Origin of the sequence: Lentzea albidocapillata, from assembly GCF_000719115.1 — a bacterium.
Classification (GTDB): domain Bacteria; phylum Actinomycetota; class Actinomycetes; order Mycobacteriales; family Pseudonocardiaceae; genus Lentzea; species Lentzea albidocapillata.
Genome location: NZ_JOEA01000022.1, coordinates 140599 through 159006 on the forward strand (window position 1 = coordinate 140599; position 18408 = coordinate 159006).

The following is an 18408-nucleotide window of genomic DNA, read 5'->3' on the forward strand; positions in this document are numbered from 1 at the left end:
CACGAACAGGGAGCAAGCTGGAGTGACCCTCGTCACTCAAGGCCTACCACCCCTGGGAGGGTTCATGCACATCTCGGTCAACGTCGACGGAATGACACACGCCGACGAGGTCGAACCCCGCCTCCTGCTCGTGCACTACCTACGGGAGCGATTGAGCAAGACCGGCACCGTCGTCGGTTGCGACACCGGCAACTGCGGCGCCTGCACTGTTCACCTCGACGGCCACAGCGTGAAGTCGTGCCAGATGTTGGCCGTGCAGGCGAACGGGCGCGAGGTCACCACGATCGAAGGCCTCGCTCGCGACGGCAAGCTGCATCCCGTGCAGGAGGCGTTCCGGTCGAACCACGCGTTGCAGTGCGGTTTCTGCACTCCCGGCATGATCATGCAGGCCATCGACCTGCTCGCCGACGAGTCCGATCCCGACGACGAGACCGTGCGCAAAGGCCTGGAGGGCAACCTCTGCCGCTGCACGGGCTACCAGAACATCGTGCGCGCGGTTCAGGACGCCGCCCAGCGGATGAAACCAGGCGCAGGCCCCAAGCAGGAACAGCACAGCGACGAGCACATCACCGCGACACAGCCGGTAGGTGGCGAATGACCGCCACAGCGGAACCGGAGATCGGCAAGGCCCGGCTCCGCAAGGAGGACGCCCGGCTGATCACCGGCCAGACGAGGTGGACCGACAACCTCCAGCTGACCGGCATGCTGCACATGGCCGTGCTGCGCAGTCCCGTCGCCCACGCCCGCATCACCAATATCGACGTCAGCCGCGCGACGGCGATGCCCGGTGTGGCCGTGGTGCTGACCGGTGAGGACTTCGCCGCCGAGCAGGGCTCGCTGCCGTGCGCGTGGCCGATCACCGAGGACATGAAGTCGCCGCCCGCGCCCGCCATGGCCGTCGACCAGGTCAACTTCGCCGGCGAGGCCGTCGCCCTCGTGATCGCCGACAGCGCCTACCACGCCGCGGACGCGCTGGAAGCGATCGACGTCGACTACGACGAGCTGCCGGTCGTGCTCGACATGGAAGAAGCATTGCGGGACAACGATCTCGTGCACCCGGATCTCGGCACGAACAAGTGCGCGACGTGGATCTTCGACTCCGCCGAGGCCGGAGCCGGGACGAACGTCGAGGACGAGATCGCGTCCGCGGAGGTCGTGATCGAGCGGACGTTCAAGCAGCAGCGTCTGATCCCGGCGTTCATGGAACCGCGGTCGGTCGTCGTGGACACGACCGCGGGCATGTTCACCGTCTGGTCGGCGACGCAGATCCCGCACATCCTGCGCTGGATGCTGTCCGCCGTCACGGGCATCTCCGAGCACAAGCTCCGCGTGATCGCGCCGGACGTCGGTGGCGGGTTCGGCGGCAAGCTCCAGGTCACGCCGGAAGAGCTGCTGTGCCTGCTGGTCGCCCGCCGCATGGGTCGGCCGGTGAAGTGGACGGAGTCGCGCACCGAGTCGATGCTGTCCGCGCACCACGGCCGCGACCAGATCCAGAAGATCACGCTGTCCGCCCGCCGCGACGGCACCGTGACCGGCCTGAAGGTCGAGCTGCTCGCCGACATGGGCGCCTACCTGCGCCTGGTCACGCCGGGCGTGCCGATCCTGGGCGCGTTCATGTTCAACTCGATCTACAAGTTCGCCGCCTACCGGTTCGTGTGCACCAACGTGTTCACGAACAAGGTGCCCACGGACGCCTACCGCGGTGCCGGACGGCCCGAGGCCACGTTCGCGATCGAGCGGATGATGGACGAGCTCGCGGTCGAGCTCGGCATGGAGCCGATGAAGATCCGCGAGATGAACTGGATCAGGCACGAGGAGTTCCCGTTCAACACGGTCGCCGGCCTGACCTACGACTCCGGCAACTACGAGGCCGCGACGGCTCGCGCGATGGAGCTGTTCGGGTACGAGGAGATGCGCGAGGAGCAGGCAAGGCGTCGTTCATCCGGTGATGTGGTCCAGCTCGGCATCGGGATCTCCACCTACACCGAGATGTGCGGCCTGGCGCCGTCGCGGGTGCTGGGCGCTTTGCGTTATGCCGCAGGTGGGTGGGAGACCGCGTCGATCCGCATGCTGCCCACCGGCAAGGTCGAGGTGATCACCGGGACCTCGCCGCACGGACAGGGCCACGAGACGGTCTGGTCGCAGATCGTCGCCGACAAGCTCGGCGTGCCGTTCGACGACGTCGAAGTGCTGCACGGCGACACGGCGACATCGCACAAGGGCATGGACAGCTACGGGTCGCGTTCTCTGGCTGTCGGTGGCACGGCGCTGGTGTACGCGGCGGACAAGGTGCTCGCCAAGGCAAGGACGTTGGCCGCGCACATGATGGAGTGCGACGAGGCGGACGTGGAGTTCGCTTCCGGCTCGTTCTCCGTCCGCGGCACGTCGACGGCTCGGTCGCTGGGTGACGTGGTGCTGGCCGCGCACGTCGCGCACGACCTGCCGGAGGGCATGGAACCCGGCATGGATGCCGACGCCACGTTCGACCCGGACAACTTCTCGTTCCCGCACGGAACCCATTTGTGCGCAACGGAAGTCGACACCGAGACGGGCATGGTGCGCATCAGTCGGTACGTAGCCGTGGACGACGTCGGCACGGTCATGAACCCGTTGATCGTCGACGGTCAGGTGCACGGCGGGCTCGCGCAGGGCATCGCGCAGGCGTTGTACGAAGAGGCCACGCACGACGAGATGGGCACGTTGACGACGGCGACGTTCGCCGACTACCTCGTGCCTTGTGCCGCAGACCTGCCGGCGTTCCTCACGGACCGCACGACCACACCGGCGACCTCCAACCCGTTGGGCGCCAAGGGAGTCGGCGAGGCGGGCACGATCGCCTCGACGCCTGCCGTGGTGAACAGCGTGCTGGATGCTTTGCGACACCTGGGCGTCCGGGACATCGAGATGCCGATGTCGCCGGAACGGGTGTGGACCGCGCTGCAGGGTCGTCCCGATCCAGGCGCGGATGACGTGGCCGCGGGTGGGCTCGGCTCGATCGACGCGCAGGGAGGACAGTCATGATCCCGGCGGAGTTCAAGTACCTGTTCCCGTCCTCTGTGGACGAAGCCGTGCGGATGCTCGCCGCGGAGGGCGAGGACGCCAAGGTCATCGCGGGCGGGCAGTCGCTCGTGCCGGTGCTGCGCATGCGGCTGGCGGCGCCCACGGCGTTGATCGACATCGGTGGCCTGACCGAGCTGACGGGCGTGCGCGACGACGGCGACTCGTTGCTCATCGGTGCCATGACCACGCATTACGAGGTGCAGCGCGATCATCTGGTCCAGGACCATGCGTTGTTGCTCCGCCTGGTCACGGACACGATCGCGGACCCGCAGATCCGGCACCGCGGCACGTTCGGCGGCTCGCTGTGCCACGCGGACCCGGCCGGCGATCTGCTGGCGCCGGTGCTCGCCCTGGACGCCGTGATGATCATCGCCGGGCCTTCGGGACGTCGTGAGGTGCCCGCGTCGGAGTTCTTCGTCGACTACTTCACGACGGCGCTCGCCCCCGACGAGATATTGCTCGACGTCCGCGTGCCGAAGTACACGGGCTGGGGCGCGCACTACGAGAAGCTCAACCGGGTCGCGCAGGCGTGGTCGATCGTCGCGGTCGCGGCGGCCGTGCAGGTGCGTGACGGCGCCATCTCCGCCGCTCGGGTGGGCCTCACCAACGTCGGGTCCGGGCCGTTGCGCGCTACCGAGGTCGAGGCGGCCCTGGTCGGGCAGCCGGCTACTTCGGAGGCGATCTCCGAGGCGGCACTGCGCGCGTCCTCGGGCGACGGTTACAAGGACAACCTGGCTCGGGTGCTGACCGGCCGTGCGCTGACGGCGGCGGTCGCGGGATGAAGTTGACGCACTCGTTCACGGCACCGGCGCCCGCCGAGGAGGTGTGGGAGGCGCTGATCGACCCTGAACGGGTGGCACCGTGCCTGCCCGGCGCCACCCTGACCTCGGTGGACGGCAAGACGTTCAGCGGGGAGGTGAAGGTGAAGCTCGGCCCGGTGCAACTGCTGTATCGGGGAAGCGGCGAGTTCGTCGAGATCGACCCGGTCTTGCGCCGTGCCGTCATGAAAGCCGCAGGTAAGGACGCTCGCGGCAACGGCACGGCCTCGGCGGTGGTGACCTTCGTGGTCGGCGACTCGGTCGAGGTCGAGACCGATCTGGCGATCACGGGCCGTCCCGCCCAACTCGGTCGCGGCCTGATCGCCGAGGTCAGCGGCAGGCTCGTCGACCAGTTCGCGGAATGCCTGGCGAGCACGCTGGGATCCGTGGATCCTGACGAGGTGGCGCAACAGCAGCATCTCCGAGTGGTCCCCGACGAGCCGATCGACCTGATCGACACGGCAGGCGTTCCGGTGTTGAAGCGCGTGCTGCCCATCGCGGCGGCGGCGCTGGCGGTCGTGCTGTTCGTGGTCCTGCGACGCAGGCGGCAGCGCTGAAGCGTGCAGTCCGGTGGCCGGCGTTCGTGCTGGTCACCGGCTTGCTGCTGTCCGCGTGCACCGGCTCGCCGGTCGTCATCACGTCGGCGCCTCCGCCGTCGTCGACCTCCCAGGGCCCGCCCCCGCCGCGTTCGTTCGTGCTCACCGCGGGCGGCGACATCCTGATCCACCCGGCGCTGACCGACCAGGCGGTAGCCGACGGAGGCGCGGCCGGACGTGACTTCCTGCCGTTGTTCTCGGGCATCAAGGACACTCTGAAAGCCGACCTCTCGCTGTGCCACCTCGAGGTGCCGCTGGGCCCGAAGGAGGGCCCGTTCTTCGGCTACCCGGCCTTCCTGGCACCGCCCGAGGTGGCGAAGGGCCTGGTCGACGTGGGCTACGACTCGTGCTCGACGGCCTCGAACCACACGCTGGACCGCGGCGTCTCCGCGATCACGACGACGCTGGACGCGATGGACGCAGTCGGCCTGAAGCACACCGGCTCGTTCCGCACGCAGGAAGAGTCGGCGGCGCCGCTGATCCTGGACGCGAACGGCGTGAAGGTGGCGCAGCTGTCGTTCACCTACGGCTTCAACGGCATTCCGCTACCGCAACCGTGGCGCGCGAACCAGATCAACGCGGCCAAGATCCTGGCCGACGCACGCAAGGCGCGCGAGGCCGGTGCCGAGGTCGTCGTGCTGTCCGTGCAGTGGGGCAACGAGTACCAGCACGAGGCCACCGCGGACCAGAAGGCCCTGGCCCGTCAGCTGCTCGCCGATCCCGCCCTGGACCTGATCATCGGGACGCACGTGCACGTCGTGCAGCCGTTCGAGAAGATCGGCAACAAGTGGGTCGCCTACGGGCTCGGCAACGAGGTCGCCCGGCACGCCGAGCCTCGTGGTGTCACCGAGGAGGGGGCGATCGCGCGGTTCAAGTTCGAGCAGGGGCCCTCCGGGTGGGCTGTGGTCGAGGCTTCCTACACGCCCACTTTGGTGGAGCTGGGGCCGCCGATCCGGCTGGTGGACCTGACTCGGGTGCCGGCTTCGGCGCGGCGGACCGAGGCGATCAACCGGACCGAGGGGATCGTGTTCAGCCTGGGCGCGGACGAGCAGGGGCTGGCTCGCGGCAAGCCTTAGATCGCCGGAAGGTGTGTACTTGCGAGCGGGATTGGAGCTTCTCCATGTGCGACGGTGGTGGAGACGGAAGGAGACGCAGTGACCGCTCTACCCGATAGGCCTCCGAGGCGTCTGCTTGCTGTTGCAGCGGGTCCGATGACCGTTGCTCAGTACGCCGCGCTCGGAGAAACCGAAGACGGCTATACGGAATTGGTAAACGGCCGTCTGATCATGTCGCCCAGTGCAATCCCCGAGCACAACATGGCTCATTTGAAACTAGCGGTTCAGCTCCTCAATCAAATACCTGCTGATCTCGAGGTGGTCCAGGATACGGATGTGGATCTGGAACTGGCTACCCCAGACAGGCCTGGCTATGTCCGGCGACCGGACGTGATCGTTGTGAAGCGCAGCGGCCTCAAGCGGCGACAAGCCGAAGGTGGCCTCATCAGAGCGACAGAAGTCGTGCTCGCCGTCGAGGTGATTTCACCGGGTTCGCGAAACACGGACTACCGCGCCAAGCGTGACGAATACGCCTGGGCAGGTATTCCGTTCTACTGGATCATCGACATCGACGAGCCGGTCTCACTGGCCCCTATGCATCTGGCCGGAGAGTTCGGCTATCAGGAGGGGCCTGCCGAAACCAGGATCTACGAGGCGATCGAGCCGTTTCCCCTGAAGATCCAGGTTGATCGACTCATCGACTGAGCATGCTCAGCACCCTGTCGTACCGATAAATCCAGGCCTCCGTGATCACATCGTTCACGAACTCCTCGACGCGGTCCGGCCCGGGCGCTTTCTCGAGCACCGGCAGGTAGCCGTCCACAGGCAAGAGCGAATCGCTCGTGACGTCCCCGTCCAGCAGCGGCAACGTCGCCAACCCACACGCGTAGTCGAGCTCAGGCAAAGCCGCCGCCAACGCCACCCCGGCCGCCATCCCGACCGAAGTCTCCAGCGCCGAAGACACCACACACGGCAGCCCGCACGCTTCGGCCACCTCCAGCGCCTTCCGCACGCCCCCGAGCGGCGCCACCTTGATCACCGCGATGTCCGCCGCCCCCGACACGGCCACCTTCAGAGGGTCCTCGGCCTTGCGGATCGACTCGTCCGCGGCGATCGGCACCGAGACCCTCCTGCGGACGGCCGCGAGCTCGTCCAGTGTGTGGCACGGCTGTTCCACGTACTGAAGCCCGCCGGAGGCCTTGTCCATGGCCTTGATCGCGGCCACAGCCGTGTCGACATCCCACAGCATGTTCGCGTCGACCCGGATCGCGCCCTGGGGCCCCAGGGCGTCCCGCACCGCTTCGAGGCGCGCGCAGTCCTCTTCCAGCGTCGACTCGGCGACCTTCACCTTGGCCGTCGAGCAGCCCGACCTCGCCACGATCTCGTGCGCCTTCTCGGGGCTGACCACGGGCACGGTGCAGTTGACCGGAATGCGGTCCCGCACCGGCGCCGGCCAGCCGTCGTTCGCTGCCTCCAGCGCGCAGGCGAGCCAGGCCGCGGCCTCGGCGTCGTCGTACTCCTCGAACGGGCAGAACTCGCCCCACCCGGCCGGTCCTTCGAACAGCAGGCCGGTGCGCTGGGTGATGCCGCGGAACCGGACGCGCATCGGGATGGAGTAGGCGTGCACGGCCCGATTCAAGCGCACTTCTGGAACTCCAGCGAATGCCCGCCTCCACGCAGGTTCACCGTGCCGACGGGTTGAGCGGCGAGCAACGTGCACACGATCTGCTGCACAGCAGCGCCACTGAGCTGCGAGACGTCGCTCGAGAGGTTCACGTCGAGGCCGTTGGCGACGCGGTCCACGGTGGCCGGCGCGGCGTCGAACGGCACCTCGGTGGACAGCCCGCGACCCTGTTCGGCGTTGGTGGGCCCCTGCGCGAGCAACGCCACGACGTCGAACCCGCTGAGGCTGCCCTCCGGCCGCCCGACAGGCACCACCCTGCCGCCGGGGGAGACCCAGTAGAGCGACGGCGAGGTGTTCTCGACGGGGCCGCTGGGGGCTGCGAGGCCCGGAATCGGGTCGGTGGGGCGGATGCCGCAGGCGGTGAGGACGGCGAGGACCAGCACCGCGAGCCCAAGCTCACGCAGGGGTCCCCTCCAGGGGGTCCCCCTGATTTCATTATCCCAGGCGGCACCGACAGTTTTCGGCCTCACGACCCACCGTCCAGCGGCAGCCGCAGCGTGAACAAAGCACCGCCACCCGGCCGGTTGGCCGCCACCAGCGTGCCCCCGTGCAGCCGCGCGTTCTCCCACGCGATCGCCAGCCCGAGCCCCGAGCCCTCCGACCGTCCCCGCGACGAATCGGCCTTGTAGAAGCGCGCGAACACGTGCGGCAGGACCTCGTCGGGCAGCCCCGGCCCGGAGTCCGCCACCTCGATCACCAGCGAAGGCCCCGCCACCGACAGCTCGAGCGACACCGGCGGCGAACCGTGCCGCAGCGCGTTGCCGACCAGGTTCGCCACGATCACGTCCAGCCGCCGCGGGTCCAGCCGTGCGCGCACCCCGTCCGGCAGCGACGCGGACACCTCCGAGAAGCCGCGCATCCGCAGGCAGGTCCGCACCACCTCGGCCACGTCCACGTCGTCGAGCGCGAGCGCCGCCGTCCCCGAGTCGAACCTGGTGACCTCGATCAGATCGTTCACCAGCCGCGTCAGGTTCTGCGTCTCCCGGTTCACCAGCCGCGCCGCCTGTCCCGCCACACCCGGCAGCGAGGCGGTCTCGGCGTCCAGCACGTCGGTCACGGCCGTCATCGCGGCCAGCGGAGTCCGCAGTTCGTGCGACACGTCCGCCACGAACCGCCGCGCGTCGGCCTCCATCCGCCGCAGCTCGCCCACGTGGTGTTCCAGCGAGGAAGCCGTGCTGTTGAACGTCGACGCGACGGAGGCCAGTTCGTCCCGCCCACGCACCGGCACCCGAGCGGAGAGCTCGCCCTGCCCGAGCTTCCAGGCGGCCAGCTGCAGTTCCCGTACGGGGCGCAGCACGCCGCGGGCCGCCAGGAAACCCAGTCCCAGAGCCAGAAGCAGTACGGCGCCGCCGATCAGCCACGCGTTGCGCGCCAGTTCGTCGACGAACGCGATCTCCGACGTGAACGGCCGCAGCACGTACACCTCGATGCCCGACGGGGCACCCGAAGACACGCGCAGTTGCATGCCCACGACGAGCCAGACACCGTCCGCGTACGACACGCGTTGCCAGCCGACGCGTCCGGACGACACGAGCGAACGCAGCTCCGCCGTGATCACGGAGGGGTCCATGCCGCCGGCGGAAGTCCCGTTGCCGTAAGCCAATGCCTGGCCTTCACGCCCGGAAACCCGTGCGGCGACCCGGTCCAGGGTGGCGGCGTCCACTGCTCGTGCGGGCAGCGGGTAGAGCTGCTCGACGCGGTTCGTGGTCTCGATGACGGCGTTGTCCTGGGCGCGCTGCACGATCGCGTCGCGCGCCCGTACGTAACCCGCACCGGCGACGGCCGCGGCGGTCACGATGGTCAGGAAGGTGAACGCGAGCAGCAACCGCAGGCGGAGCGTCACAGCGGTCCGAAGCGGTAGCCGAAGCCCCGCACGGTCTGGACGTACACGGGCGCGGCCGCGTCGTCCTCGATCTTCGAACGCAGCCGTTGCACGCACGCGTCGACCAGTCGCGAGTCGCCGAGGTAGCCCTGGTCCCACACGGAACCCAGCAGTTGCTGCCGTGACATCACGCGGCCCGGCGAGGAGGAGAGTTCCAGCAGCAGCCGCAGTTCCGTCGGCGCCAGCGAGACCGGCTTGCCGAACCGCGTCACGACGAGGCCCTCGCGGTCGATCGTCAGGTCGCCGTAGCGCTCGGCCACGACCTCGGTGACGGAGGCGGACGAACGGCGCAGCACGGCGCGGATGCGTGCCTCCAGCACACGGGCCTGGGCCGGCTTGGCCACGTAGTCGTCGGCGCCGGCCTCCAGGCCCGCGACCACGTCGATGTCGTCGTTGCGCGCGGTCAGCATGATGATCGGGAGGTCGCCGGAGGCACGGATGCGGCGGCACACCTCGAACCCGTCCACCCCTGGCAGCATCAGGTCCAGCACGACGACGTCGGGCGTGACGCTGCCCAGCAGTTCGAGGCCTTCCTCGCCCGTGCGCACCGCGTCCACGGTGTGTCCCTGGTAGGTCAGGGCGAGCGACAGGCCCTCGCGGACCGCCTCGTCGTCCTCGATCAGCAGTACGCGCGGCATGCCCTCCAGCCTTCCCGATGGGTCTCATGGGGACGTTCGTGCGACGTCATCGTTGCGTAACGACCGTCCGTGCGCAGTTGTTGCAGAGCCATCACGCCGCGCGGACACAGGTTCGACAGCCTCTGTGACATGCGAAAAGTGCTACTGACGATGAGCTTCGCGGCCATCGCGGTGATCACCACCGTCACCCCGGCGCTGGCCATCAGAGGCGGTGTCGAAGCCCAGGCGCCCTACCCGTTCTCCGGCTCGCTGCAGCGCCCCGACTCGCCGCGCGCGGACGGCCACACCTGCGGCGTCACGCTGGTCGCGCCGGGCTGGGCCGTCACCGCGGGCCACTGCACCCGCAACAACCCTAGCCTCGCCCAAGTCGGCAGGCCGAAGAACTGGTCGGTGCGGCTCGGCACGCTCGACGCGGGCAGCGGCGGCGAGGTGATCGAGGTCGAGCGGTTCATCACCTACTCGCCCAATCCCGTCCACGACGGCGACATCGGCCTGCTGAAGCTGAGGAAGAACGCGAGGACCAAGCCCGTCACGCTGCCGTCGGCCCGGCCCGCCGAAGGCACGGGCACGCGGATCCTCGGTTGGGGCATGACGTGCGACCGTCGTGCGCCCGAGTGCTATCCGCAGAAGCTGCGCGAGGCGGACACCGTGATCCAGCCGGCCGCCGCCTGCGACGGCATCCACGCTGATCGCGAGTTGTGCATCGGCGCGCTGGACGGCAGCGTCGCCGCCACGAACATGGACTCCGGCGGCCCCGCACTCGTTCGCGAAGGCGACCGCTGGGTGATCGCCGGCCTCGTGAGCGGCTCGGGTGGTGACGACCGCCCGGTGATGTACACCGACGTCCACCACTTCAAGGGCTGGATCGACGACGTCGTCACGGGGAAGATCAACCCGCCGGACACTCCTGTCCCGAACCTCGAGGGCGCCGCGTCACTGGCGGGAGTCTGCTCGGCGTCCGTGGTCAGGACCGATCACAGCAAGCCCGGTGACCAGGCGCTTCTGCTCACCAACGGCCACTGCGTCCCGGAACGTCTTGCACCCGGCGAGACCCGGAGGGACGTCGCGATCAAGCTCCCGGTGACCATCGGCGACCGCCAGGGCTACCTGCAGGCCAAAACCGAGACGAGGCGCCTCGTCTCGGCGACCATGACCGGCACCGACACCGCGCTCTTCGAGCTCGACCAGACGTACGCCCAGCTCAAGGCCAAGGGCGTGAAGATCTTCAAGCTCTCGGACAGGTCAGCCAGGCCAGGACAACGCGTCGACATCATCTCGGCGGGCAACGGCAAGCGCTTCAGCTGCACCATCGAGGCCGTCGTCCCGCATCTGCGCGAAGAGGGCTACACGCAGGACAACGCCTACCGCTACGACCCCGCGTGCACGCCGTCGCACGGTGGTTCGGGCTCACCGATCGTGCTCAAGGACGGCGTCACCGTCGTCGGCGTGCACAGCACCGGCAACGACAGCGGTGAGCAGTGCACGGCGAACAACCCCTGCGAGGTCGCGGCGGACGGCTCGGTGACCGTGCGCCAAGGCGCCCGCTACGGCCAGCAGGTCAAGCACCTAGCCGCTTGCGCACCCAGCCAGAAGCCTGGTCGACCACGACCACGAGAAGCAGCACCACGAGGATGTGCGTGACCATCTCGTCGAACCGGAACAGCTTGATCGACTGGTTGATCAGGAAGCCGATCCCGCCCGCGCCGACCAGGCCGAGCACGAGCGACGACCGCACGTTCACGTCCAGCCGGTAGAGCAGAAGTCCCGCCAGGGAAGGCAGCACGGTCGGGAGCACCGCGTGCAGCGCGATCTGCGGACCGGACGCACCGGTCACCTTCACCGCGTCGCGCGGCCCGCGGTCGCTCTCGTCCATCGCCTCGGCCCAGAGCTTGCCCATCACGCCGGTGTTGTGGAACACCAGCGCGAGCACACCGGCGAACGGCCCGAGCCCCACCGCCGTCACGAAGATCAGCGCGAACACCACGTCCGGCACCGAGCGCAGGAACGACAGCACCGCACGGGCCGCCTGCTGCGCCCACGCCGCCGATGTCGTCGCCCTGGAGGCCAGAAGAGCCAGTGCCAAGGCGAAGGGGATCGAGAACGTGGTGCCGAGCAGTCCGATGTAGAGCGTGATCACTGCCGCTTCCAACGACTTCCCGAGCACCGAGAAGTCCGGTGGCAACGACTCGGCGAGGAAGTCGGCCATCCCCTCCCAGCCCGCGATCAGCGCGGCGGGCGAGAACTCCGTGGCCTGCCAGGCAAGCACGTGCACGACGAGGAAGACCGCCACCACGACCCAGACGACGGGCGTGGGCCAGCGGCGGCGAGGAACCGCGAGCTTCGGAGAAGCCGTGACACTCATGCCGCCACCGTCGCCTTCATCTCCACGACGCGATCCGCGTAGGTGCGCGCGAGCTCCGGTTGGTGCAGCACGGCCACCACCGCCATTCCGTCGCCTGCCAAGGCTTTGAGCAGCTCCATCACCTGCACCGCGGCCTGCGGGTCGAGCGCCGACACCGGTTCGTCGGCGAGGATCACGTTGGCGCGCTGGCACAACGCGCGCGCGATCGCCACACGTTGTTGCTGCCCACCGGAAAGCCGCGCGCAACGGTCCAGCGCACGGTCCGCGAGTCCGACCCTCTCCAGGCAAACCATCGCCTCTTCCCGGACGTCCTGCGGGAAGAAGAACGAGCGGTGCAGCGGAAGCCGTCCCAGAGCGCCGGAGCAGACGTTGTCCAAGGCGTTGCGGCGGCCGACCAGGTGGATCTTCTGGAACACCATCGCGGCGTTCCCGCCGACCTCGACCTCGCCTCCGTCGGGAGTTTCCAGCCCGACCACGCAACGCAACACCGTGGACTTGCCCGAGCCGTTCGGCCCGAGCAGCGCCACGAACTCACCGGGTTCGACCGAGAGGTCGAAGCCGTCCAGCACGGTGCGGCCGCCGAACGACTTGCGCAGGCCGCGGATGGCGAGCATCAGACGTCCTCTTCCTGGAGCCCGAGCGTGGTCGCGAGGTCGAAGAGCACCTTGTACGTGTCGTTGTTCACCTGCACGAGCGGCCCGGGCGGGGTGACGTCGAGGAACGCGCCGACCTTCTCGACATCGGCCGGCGAGAGCTCCAGCAACGCCTTGCGCACCTTGTCCTTGAACGCCGGGTCGAGGTCGCCGCGCACGGTGATCGGGTCGTTAGGGATCGGCTCGGACTTCCAGATCTGGCGGAACTTCGACTCGTCGAAAGTGCCGGTGCCCTTGGCCGTCGCGAGCTGCTGACTGTTGATCTCGGCTGCGTCCACCTTGCCGTTGATCAGCGAGAGCATGGCCTCGGGATGCCCGCCCGCGTAGTCGAGCTTCACGTCGGCGACGTTGTGCTTCTTCAAGCCGTAGCGGGGAAGCGCGTCACCGGAAGCCGATCCGACGCTGCTCAGGGCGAGCGACTTGCCGGCCAGGTCCTCGATCGTCCGCGCGGGCGAGTCCTTCGCGACCCAGATGCCGGCGGTGTAGCTGGTGAGCTTCCCGGAACCGTCCGCGAACGACACCATGGGCTCCGCCTTGGCCTTCTGCGACGCGAAGACGTAACCGAGCGGACCGAACTGGGCGATCTCCAGCTTGCCGTTGCGCATCGCCAGCACCTCGGCCGCGTAGTCGTCGACGACCTGCAGCTCGACCTCACAGCCGAGCTTGGTCGCCAACGCCTTCGCGAGCACCTCGTAGGCGGGCTTGAGCTTCGCCGGGTCCTCGTACGGCTCGACGCCGAAACGCACCTTGCCGTTCGGACAGTCACCACCGCTCGAAGCGGAGTTCGTGGTGCCACAAGCTGTCAGGGCCAACGCCGCAGCGAGAACAACGCCGAGGGTTCTCATCACATCTCCTGGAGGAGGTCGTCGAGCACGGCCGGGGCGAGGCCGAGCGCGGTGGTCATGCCGATGCCGGAGGTGACCGAGACGGCCCTGGTGAGCGGAGCGGGCGTCGCGGTCAGGAAGGGTTCGGGGGCGGACGCGTAGATACCGCGCCAGCGTTCGAGCACGCGGAGCGAGGGAACGCCGAGCAGCCGGGCCGTCTCGGTGAGCACCAGGTCGTCCAGGTCCTCGGACCGGTACGGGTCGACCGTGCGGCTGTAGTGGTGGGTGTCGCCGATCGTGAGCGAGCCGTCGGGGAGCTGGGTGAACATCAGGTTCAGCCCGGCTTCGACCAGCTCGGGGTGGTCGTTCGTGAGGCGTTCGCGGACCTTCTCGATGCTTGGGCACCGCGCGAACGCGTCGTAGCGCAGCATCGAGAACCCGGTCAGCACGGCCGGGTCGATCACGCCGCCGTGCGCGACGCGCAGCATTCGCAGCCGGCAGCGCTGGATCTCGCGCTTCTCGGCGATCTCGGGGAAGAACCTGTCGACGTTGTGGCCTACGGCTACGACCGCCGCGCGGCAGCGGATCTCGCCGCGGGAGGTGCGGACCAGGCCCGGCTCGACGGTGAGCACGTTGGTCGACCAGTGGAACGTGACGCCCCGATCGTTCAACAATCCTGCGATCGCGTGGACGGCTTCGCGTGGGTTGACGCGGATGTCGAGGGGTAGGAAGGCGGCGCCGAGGATCGAGGGATTGTTGAACAATCCCGTCGTTGGATTGTTGAACAATCCGACGCTTCGGCGGGCGGGCTGCTCAGCGTGGCCGGTGGTTCGATCGTTGAACGATCCACGCGTGGGATTGTTGAACGATCCGTGCGTAGAATTGTTCAACAATTCGACGTCGCGGACCTCGGCGAACTCCTCAAGCACCGCGAGCTCGTCCACCTCGCGAGCCACGACAAGCGTCCCGGACTCCCGCAACCAGAACCCGGCCTCACGGGCAAGCGTGAGCCACTCGGCACGAGCGGCCATCGCGTACGAGAACGCCACCCCGTCCTGAGCGGTGAAGCACCCGTGCCCGAAGTTGCGCACGGAAGCCCCGGCCGCGTGCTCGTCACGCTCGACCACGGCGACGGAGAGCCCCCGCTGCACCGCGTGCCAGGCGTGCGCGAGCCCGACGATGCCCGCGCCGACGACCACCAGGTCCACACTTGTCATGACAGGAACGATGAGCGGCAGCAGAACCAGAAGCAATGGCTGTTCTGATGTGTTCACTTGGAGTTCAGACTTGTCATGACATGTACCCTCAGCGGCATGGAGATGCCCCTGCATGAGCGCATCGCGGCCGACCTGCGGCGCCGCATCGCCTCCGGTGAACTGGCCGTCGGAGATCCCGTGCCGTCCGAGTCGCAGCTGGGCGCGCAGTGGAATGCCTCGCGCGCGCCGGTCCGGCAGGCGCTGACGTCGCTCAGGGCCGAGGGCATGATCGGCGGCGGACGCGGCAAGCCGGCGGTGGTGCGCAGGCACACGTTGTCGCAGCCGTTCGAGACGTTCCTGTCGTTCTCCAGCTGGGCCGCGGGCCTCGGGCACGTGCCGGGGCAGCGAACCCTGGAGATCGCGCGCCGCCCGGCCGACGCCGACATCGCCGACGCCCTCCAGCTCGACGAGGGCACGCCGGTGGTGCAGCTGCTCAGACAGCGGCTGATCGACGGCAGGCCGACGATGCTGGAGCGCACGACGTTCGTGGAACCGGTGGGGCGCCTGCTGTTCGACTTCGACTGCGACAGCGGATCGCTCTACGCGTACCTGGGGGAGCAGGGCGTCGACATGACCGTCGCGCGGCACCAGATCGACGCCGTCGCAGCCGACGCGCAGGACAGCGAGCTGCTGGAAGTCGCTCTGGGGGCACCACTTCTGCGGGAACGGCGGTGTGCGTCCGGAATGGACGGACGGCCGGTCGAGCACTCCGACGACCGCTACCGCCCGGACATGGTCAGCTTCTCGATCGAGAACTCCCAGCAGGCGCACCCGGCGCTGCTGCGGGACTGGAGGGCTTCGTGAACCGGATCGACCTCGTGGTGCTGGACATCGCCGGCACGACCGTGGAGGAACACGGGCTGGTCTACAAAGCGCTGGCGGACACGGTGATCGCGGCCGGCGGGTCAGCGCAGAACGTCGGCGACTGGATGGGTGCCGACAAGTACGAGGCGATCTCGGCGATGCTTGGGAAGTCCGAAGTGGACGCCGAGTTCAGGGACTTCCACGAGCGGCTCGCGAAGTACTACGCCGAGACGCCGCCGACGCCGATCCCCGGTGTGCCGGAAGCGTTGGCGCAGCTGCGGAGCAACGGAGCCAAGGTCGCGCTGACCACCGGCTTCGACAGGCCCGTCGTGGACGGGCTGCTCGACGTCCTCGGCTGGCGCGAGGGCGTGCTGGACGCGGTGGTGTGCGTGGACGACGTGAGGGCCGGCCGTCCGGCGCCGTACATGATCCACCGGGCGATGGAGCTGACCGGCGTCACGGACGTCCGGCGGGTGCTGACCGCCGGCGACACCACGAGAGACCTGCAGGCGGGCATGAACGCGGGCGCGGCGTTCGTCGTCGGCGTGCTCAGCGGCAGCCAGACGGCGGAGGAACTCGGCGCCGTCCGGCACACACACCTGCTCAAAAGCGTCGCCGAGATCCCTGTACTAGTCCAGGGCGGCGGTGTGGCGTAGCTGCTCGGGCGTCGGGTCCGCGACCAGGACCCGCAACGCGTCCGCGAACTGGTCGAAGCGCCGGTCGAACTCGGCCAGCTCGCGCGACGGCTCCGCGACCAGCGCCGCCCGGCCCGGTCTGGGTACGGCGCTCGCCAGCGCGTCGCGGAGGGGCTGGGCCCGGCGCAACGCGACGAGCAGCGTCCAGAGCCGTTGCTCGACCAGGGCGACCTGCACCGGGTCGCCCGTCACGCGCTGGAAGTCCGAACGCATGGCCGTGGCGCGGCGGCGTTGGGCAGGGCAGGTGAAGTCGGCGGACCGGACGACCTGCGTGTCCGGTGCCGACCGGGCGAGTGCTTCCTCCGACCGGAACCGCCGCACGGGCGGGGTTCCGGCCGGGTTCCACATCCACCAGGAGGTCATCCGACCAGGTCGTCCGCGTCGACGATCTTGTACGCGTAGCCCTGCTCGGCAAGGAACCGCTGCCGGTGGGCGGCGTAGTCGGTGTCGAGCGTGTCCCGCGAGACGACCGAGTAGAAGTGCGCCTGCCGGCCGTCGCCCTTGGGGCGCAGGATCCGGCCGAGGCGCTGGGCCTCCTCCTGCCGCGAGCCGAACGTGCCGGACACCTGGATGGCGACGGACGCCTCGGGCAGGTCGATGGAGAAGTTCGCGACCTTGGACACCACCAAGGTGCGGAGTTCGCCCTTGCGGAACTGGTCGAACAGCTCCTCGCGCTCCTTGTTCTTCGTCGATCCCTTGATCACCGGCGCCCCCAGTTCCTCGCCCAGTTCGTCGAGCTGGTCCAGATAAGCACCGATCACGAGCGTCGGCTCGCCGGGATGCTTCTCCAGTACCCGCTTGACCACCGGGATCTTGGTCCGGGCCGTCGAACAGAGCTTGTAGCGCTCCTCCGGCTCGGCCGTCGCGTACTGCATCCGCTCGTTGTCGGTGAGGGTCACCCGCACCTCGGTGCACTCGGCGGGAGCGATCCAGCCCTGCGCCTCGATGTCGCGCCACGGCACGTCGTACCGCTTCGGCCCGATCAACGAGAAGACGTCGCCCTCCTGGCCGTCCTCGCGCACCAGCGTCGCGGTGAGTCCGAGACGGCGACGCGACTGCAGGTCGGCGGTCATCCGGAACACCGGCGCGGGCAGCAGGTGGACCTCGTCGTAGACGATCAGGCCCCAGTCGCGCGAGTCGAACAGGTCCAGGTGCTTGTACTCGCCCTTCGACTTGCGGGTGATCACCTGGTAGGTCGCGATCGTGACCGGGCGGATCTCCTTGCGTTCACCCGAGTACTCGCCGATCTCCTCCTCGGTGAGCGAGGTGCGCGCGATCAGCTCCCGCTTCCACTGCCGGCCGGCCACGGTGTTCGTGACCAGGATCAGCGTGGTCGCCTGGGCCTCGGCCATCGCCGCCGCGCCGACCAGCGTCTTGCCCGCGCCACAGGGCAGCACGACGACGCCGCTCCCGCCGGCCCAGAACGCCTGGGCGGCCATCCGCTGGTAGTCGCGCAGCTTCCAGTCGGTCTCCTCCAGCTCGATCGCGTGCGCCTCGCCGTCGACGTACCCGGCGTGGTCCTCGGCCGGCCACCCGACCTTGAGCAGCAGCTGCTTGAGCCGCCCGCGCTCGCTCGGGTGCACGATGACGGTGTCGTCGTCGATGCGGGCCCCGAACATCGGCGCGATCTTCTTGTTGCGGAGCACCTCTTCGAGCACCGCACGGTCGTTGGAATGCAGGACCAGCCCGTGCACGGGGCTGTTGGTCAGCACCAGCCGCCCGAAGCGGCCCATCGTGTCGACCACGTCCACCAGCAGCGGCTGCGGCACCGGGTAGCGGCTGAACCGCACCAGAGCGTCGACCACCTGCTCGGCGTCGTGCCCGGCCGCTCGGGCGTTCCACAGGGCCAACGGCGTCACGCGATAGGTGTGCACGTGCTCCGGAGCCCGCTCCAGCTCGGCGAACGGCGCGATGGACGTGCGCGCGTCGTTGGCGAGCGGGTGGTCGACCTCGAGTAGCAGGGTCTTGTCCGACTGGACGATCAATGGGCCATCGGTCACGCCGACAAGTCTCCCTGACGACGCCAAATGCGTTCGACCTGCGTCAACTGGTGACGACAACTGTGAGGCGACACACGAAGC

Annotated in this window: 19 protein-coding genes; 9 read left to right on the forward strand and 10 right to left on the reverse strand. The window is 68.8% G+C overall.

The annotated features are described in order from the left end of the window. The first annotated feature begins 64 nt into the window (after window positions 1-64). From IG04_RS0132880 to IG04_RS0132905, 6 genes are all read left to right on the forward strand, one after another. The gene (locus IG04_RS0132880) at window positions 65-598 is read left to right on the forward strand and encodes a (2Fe-2S)-binding protein (protein ID WP_030480638.1); all 534 of its coding nucleotides are present in this window, start codon (window positions 65-67) and stop codon (window positions 596-598) included. Then, a complete protein-coding gene (locus IG04_RS0132885) occupies window positions 595-3021 on the forward strand; it encodes a xanthine dehydrogenase family protein molybdopterin-binding subunit (RefSeq protein ID WP_030480639.1) in 2427 nt (808 codons plus the stop codon). The genes IG04_RS0132880 and IG04_RS0132885 overlap by 4 nt, the downstream gene beginning before the upstream one ends. Continuing rightward, entirely contained in the window at window positions 3018-3842 is an 825-nt protein-coding gene (locus IG04_RS0132890) for an FAD binding domain-containing protein (RefSeq protein WP_030480640.1), read from the forward strand. Before IG04_RS0132885 ends, IG04_RS0132890 begins: the two co-directional genes overlap by 4 nt. Continuing rightward, on the forward strand, window positions 3839-4435 hold the full coding sequence (locus tag IG04_RS0132895; RefSeq protein WP_030480641.1) for an SRPBCC family protein: 597 nt from the start codon (window positions 3839-3841) through the stop codon (window positions 4433-4435). Before IG04_RS0132890 ends, IG04_RS0132895 begins: the two co-directional genes overlap by 4 nt. A gap of 26 nt (window positions 4436-4461) precedes the next feature. After that, on the forward strand, window positions 4462-5550 hold the full coding sequence (locus tag IG04_RS0132900; protein WP_030480642.1) for a CapA family protein: 1089 nt from the start codon (window positions 4462-4464) through the stop codon (window positions 5548-5550). 78 nt (window positions 5551-5628) lie between these two features. Next, a complete protein-coding gene (locus IG04_RS0132905) occupies window positions 5629-6234 on the forward strand; it encodes a Uma2 family endonuclease (RefSeq protein WP_245816674.1) in 606 nt (201 codons plus the stop codon). On the opposite strand, the gene IG04_RS0132910 is transcribed toward IG04_RS0132905, so the two are convergent. The 4 genes from IG04_RS0132910 to IG04_RS0132925 all read right to left on the reverse strand — a co-directional run bounded on the left by IG04_RS0132910 (window position 6224) and on the right by IG04_RS0132925 (window position 9733). Beyond that, a complete protein-coding gene (locus IG04_RS0132910) occupies window positions 6224-7156 on the reverse strand; it encodes an o-succinylbenzoate synthase (protein ID WP_144065653.1) in 933 nt (310 codons plus the stop codon). The two genes, IG04_RS0132905 and IG04_RS0132910, sit on opposite strands and share 11 nt — an antisense overlap. A gap of 8 nt (window positions 7157-7164) precedes the next feature. Then, window positions 7165-7596, reverse strand: a complete 432-nt coding sequence (locus IG04_RS0132915; protein WP_051771146.1) for a GerMN domain-containing protein — start codon at window positions 7594-7596, stop codon at window positions 7165-7167. An 83-nt stretch (window positions 7597-7679) separates the two neighbouring features. Beyond that, the gene (locus IG04_RS0132920; RefSeq protein WP_030480646.1) at window positions 7680-9056 is read right to left on the reverse strand and encodes an ATP-binding protein; all 1377 of its coding nucleotides are present in this window, start codon (window positions 9054-9056) and stop codon (window positions 7680-7682) included. Next, complete coding sequence (locus tag IG04_RS0132925) at window positions 9053-9733, reverse strand: response regulator transcription factor (RefSeq protein WP_030480647.1); 681 nt, start codon at window positions 9731-9733, stop codon at window positions 9053-9055. The genes IG04_RS0132920 and IG04_RS0132925 overlap by 4 nt, the downstream gene beginning before the upstream one ends. A 129-nt stretch (window positions 9734-9862) precedes the next feature. Between IG04_RS0132925 and IG04_RS0132930 the strand changes: the two genes are divergently transcribed. Further along, complete coding sequence (locus IG04_RS0132930) at window positions 9863-11374, forward strand: trypsin-like serine protease (protein WP_084402089.1); 1512 nt, start codon at window positions 9863-9865, stop codon at window positions 11372-11374. Here IG04_RS0132930 and phnE read toward each other — a convergent pair. Genes phnE through IG04_RS0132950 form a run of 4 tightly spaced genes read right to left on the reverse strand, consistent with a single transcriptional unit; the run spans window position 11292 to window position 14789 of the window. Continuing rightward, window positions 11292-12095: a phosphonate ABC transporter, permease protein PhnE gene (gene phnE, locus IG04_RS0132935; RefSeq protein ID WP_030480649.1), complete on the reverse strand. Its 804-nt coding sequence runs from the start codon at window positions 12093-12095 to the stop codon at window positions 11292-11294. The genes IG04_RS0132930 and phnE overlap by 83 nt on opposite strands. Beyond that, window positions 12092-12709, reverse strand: a complete 618-nt coding sequence (locus tag IG04_RS0132940; RefSeq protein WP_030480650.1) for a phosphonate ABC transporter ATP-binding protein — start codon at window positions 12707-12709, stop codon at window positions 12092-12094. Before IG04_RS0132940 ends, phnE begins: the two co-directional genes overlap by 4 nt. Beyond that, on the reverse strand, window positions 12709-13593 hold the full coding sequence (locus IG04_RS0132945; protein WP_030480651.1) for a phosphate/phosphite/phosphonate ABC transporter substrate-binding protein: 885 nt from the start codon (window positions 13591-13593) through the stop codon (window positions 12709-12711). The genes IG04_RS0132940 and IG04_RS0132945 overlap by 1 nt, the downstream gene beginning before the upstream one ends. After that, window positions 13593-14789 (reverse strand): TIGR03364 family FAD-dependent oxidoreductase, encoded by a 1197-nt coding sequence (locus IG04_RS0132950; RefSeq protein ID WP_030480652.1) that lies wholly within the window; start codon window positions 14787-14789, stop codon window positions 13593-13595. The genes IG04_RS0132945 and IG04_RS0132950 overlap by 1 nt, the downstream gene beginning before the upstream one ends. A 96-nt stretch (window positions 14790-14885) precedes the next feature. On the opposite strand from IG04_RS0132950, the gene IG04_RS0132955 reads away from it, so the two are divergent. Both IG04_RS0132955 and IG04_RS0132960 read left to right on the forward strand, forming a co-directional pair. Next, a complete protein-coding gene (locus IG04_RS0132955) occupies window positions 14886-15632 on the forward strand; it encodes a GntR family transcriptional regulator (RefSeq protein ID WP_030480653.1) in 747 nt (248 codons plus the stop codon). Beyond that, window positions 15629-16288, forward strand: a complete 660-nt coding sequence (locus IG04_RS0132960) for a phosphonatase-like hydrolase (protein WP_036016424.1) — start codon at window positions 15629-15631, stop codon at window positions 16286-16288. The genes IG04_RS0132955 and IG04_RS0132960 overlap by 4 nt, the downstream gene beginning before the upstream one ends. Here the strand turns inward: IG04_RS0132960 and IG04_RS0132965 are convergent. Both IG04_RS0132965 and IG04_RS0132970 read right to left on the reverse strand, forming a co-directional pair. Then, a complete protein-coding gene (locus IG04_RS0132965; RefSeq protein WP_030480655.1) occupies window positions 16262-16690 on the reverse strand; it encodes a hypothetical protein in 429 nt (142 codons plus the stop codon). The genes IG04_RS0132960 and IG04_RS0132965 overlap by 27 nt on opposite strands. Further along, a complete protein-coding gene (locus tag IG04_RS0132970) occupies window positions 16687-18327 on the reverse strand; it encodes a DNA repair helicase XPB (RefSeq protein WP_030480656.1) in 1641 nt (546 codons plus the stop codon). Before IG04_RS0132970 ends, IG04_RS0132965 begins: the two co-directional genes overlap by 4 nt. Window positions 18328-18408 lie beyond the last annotated feature (81 nt).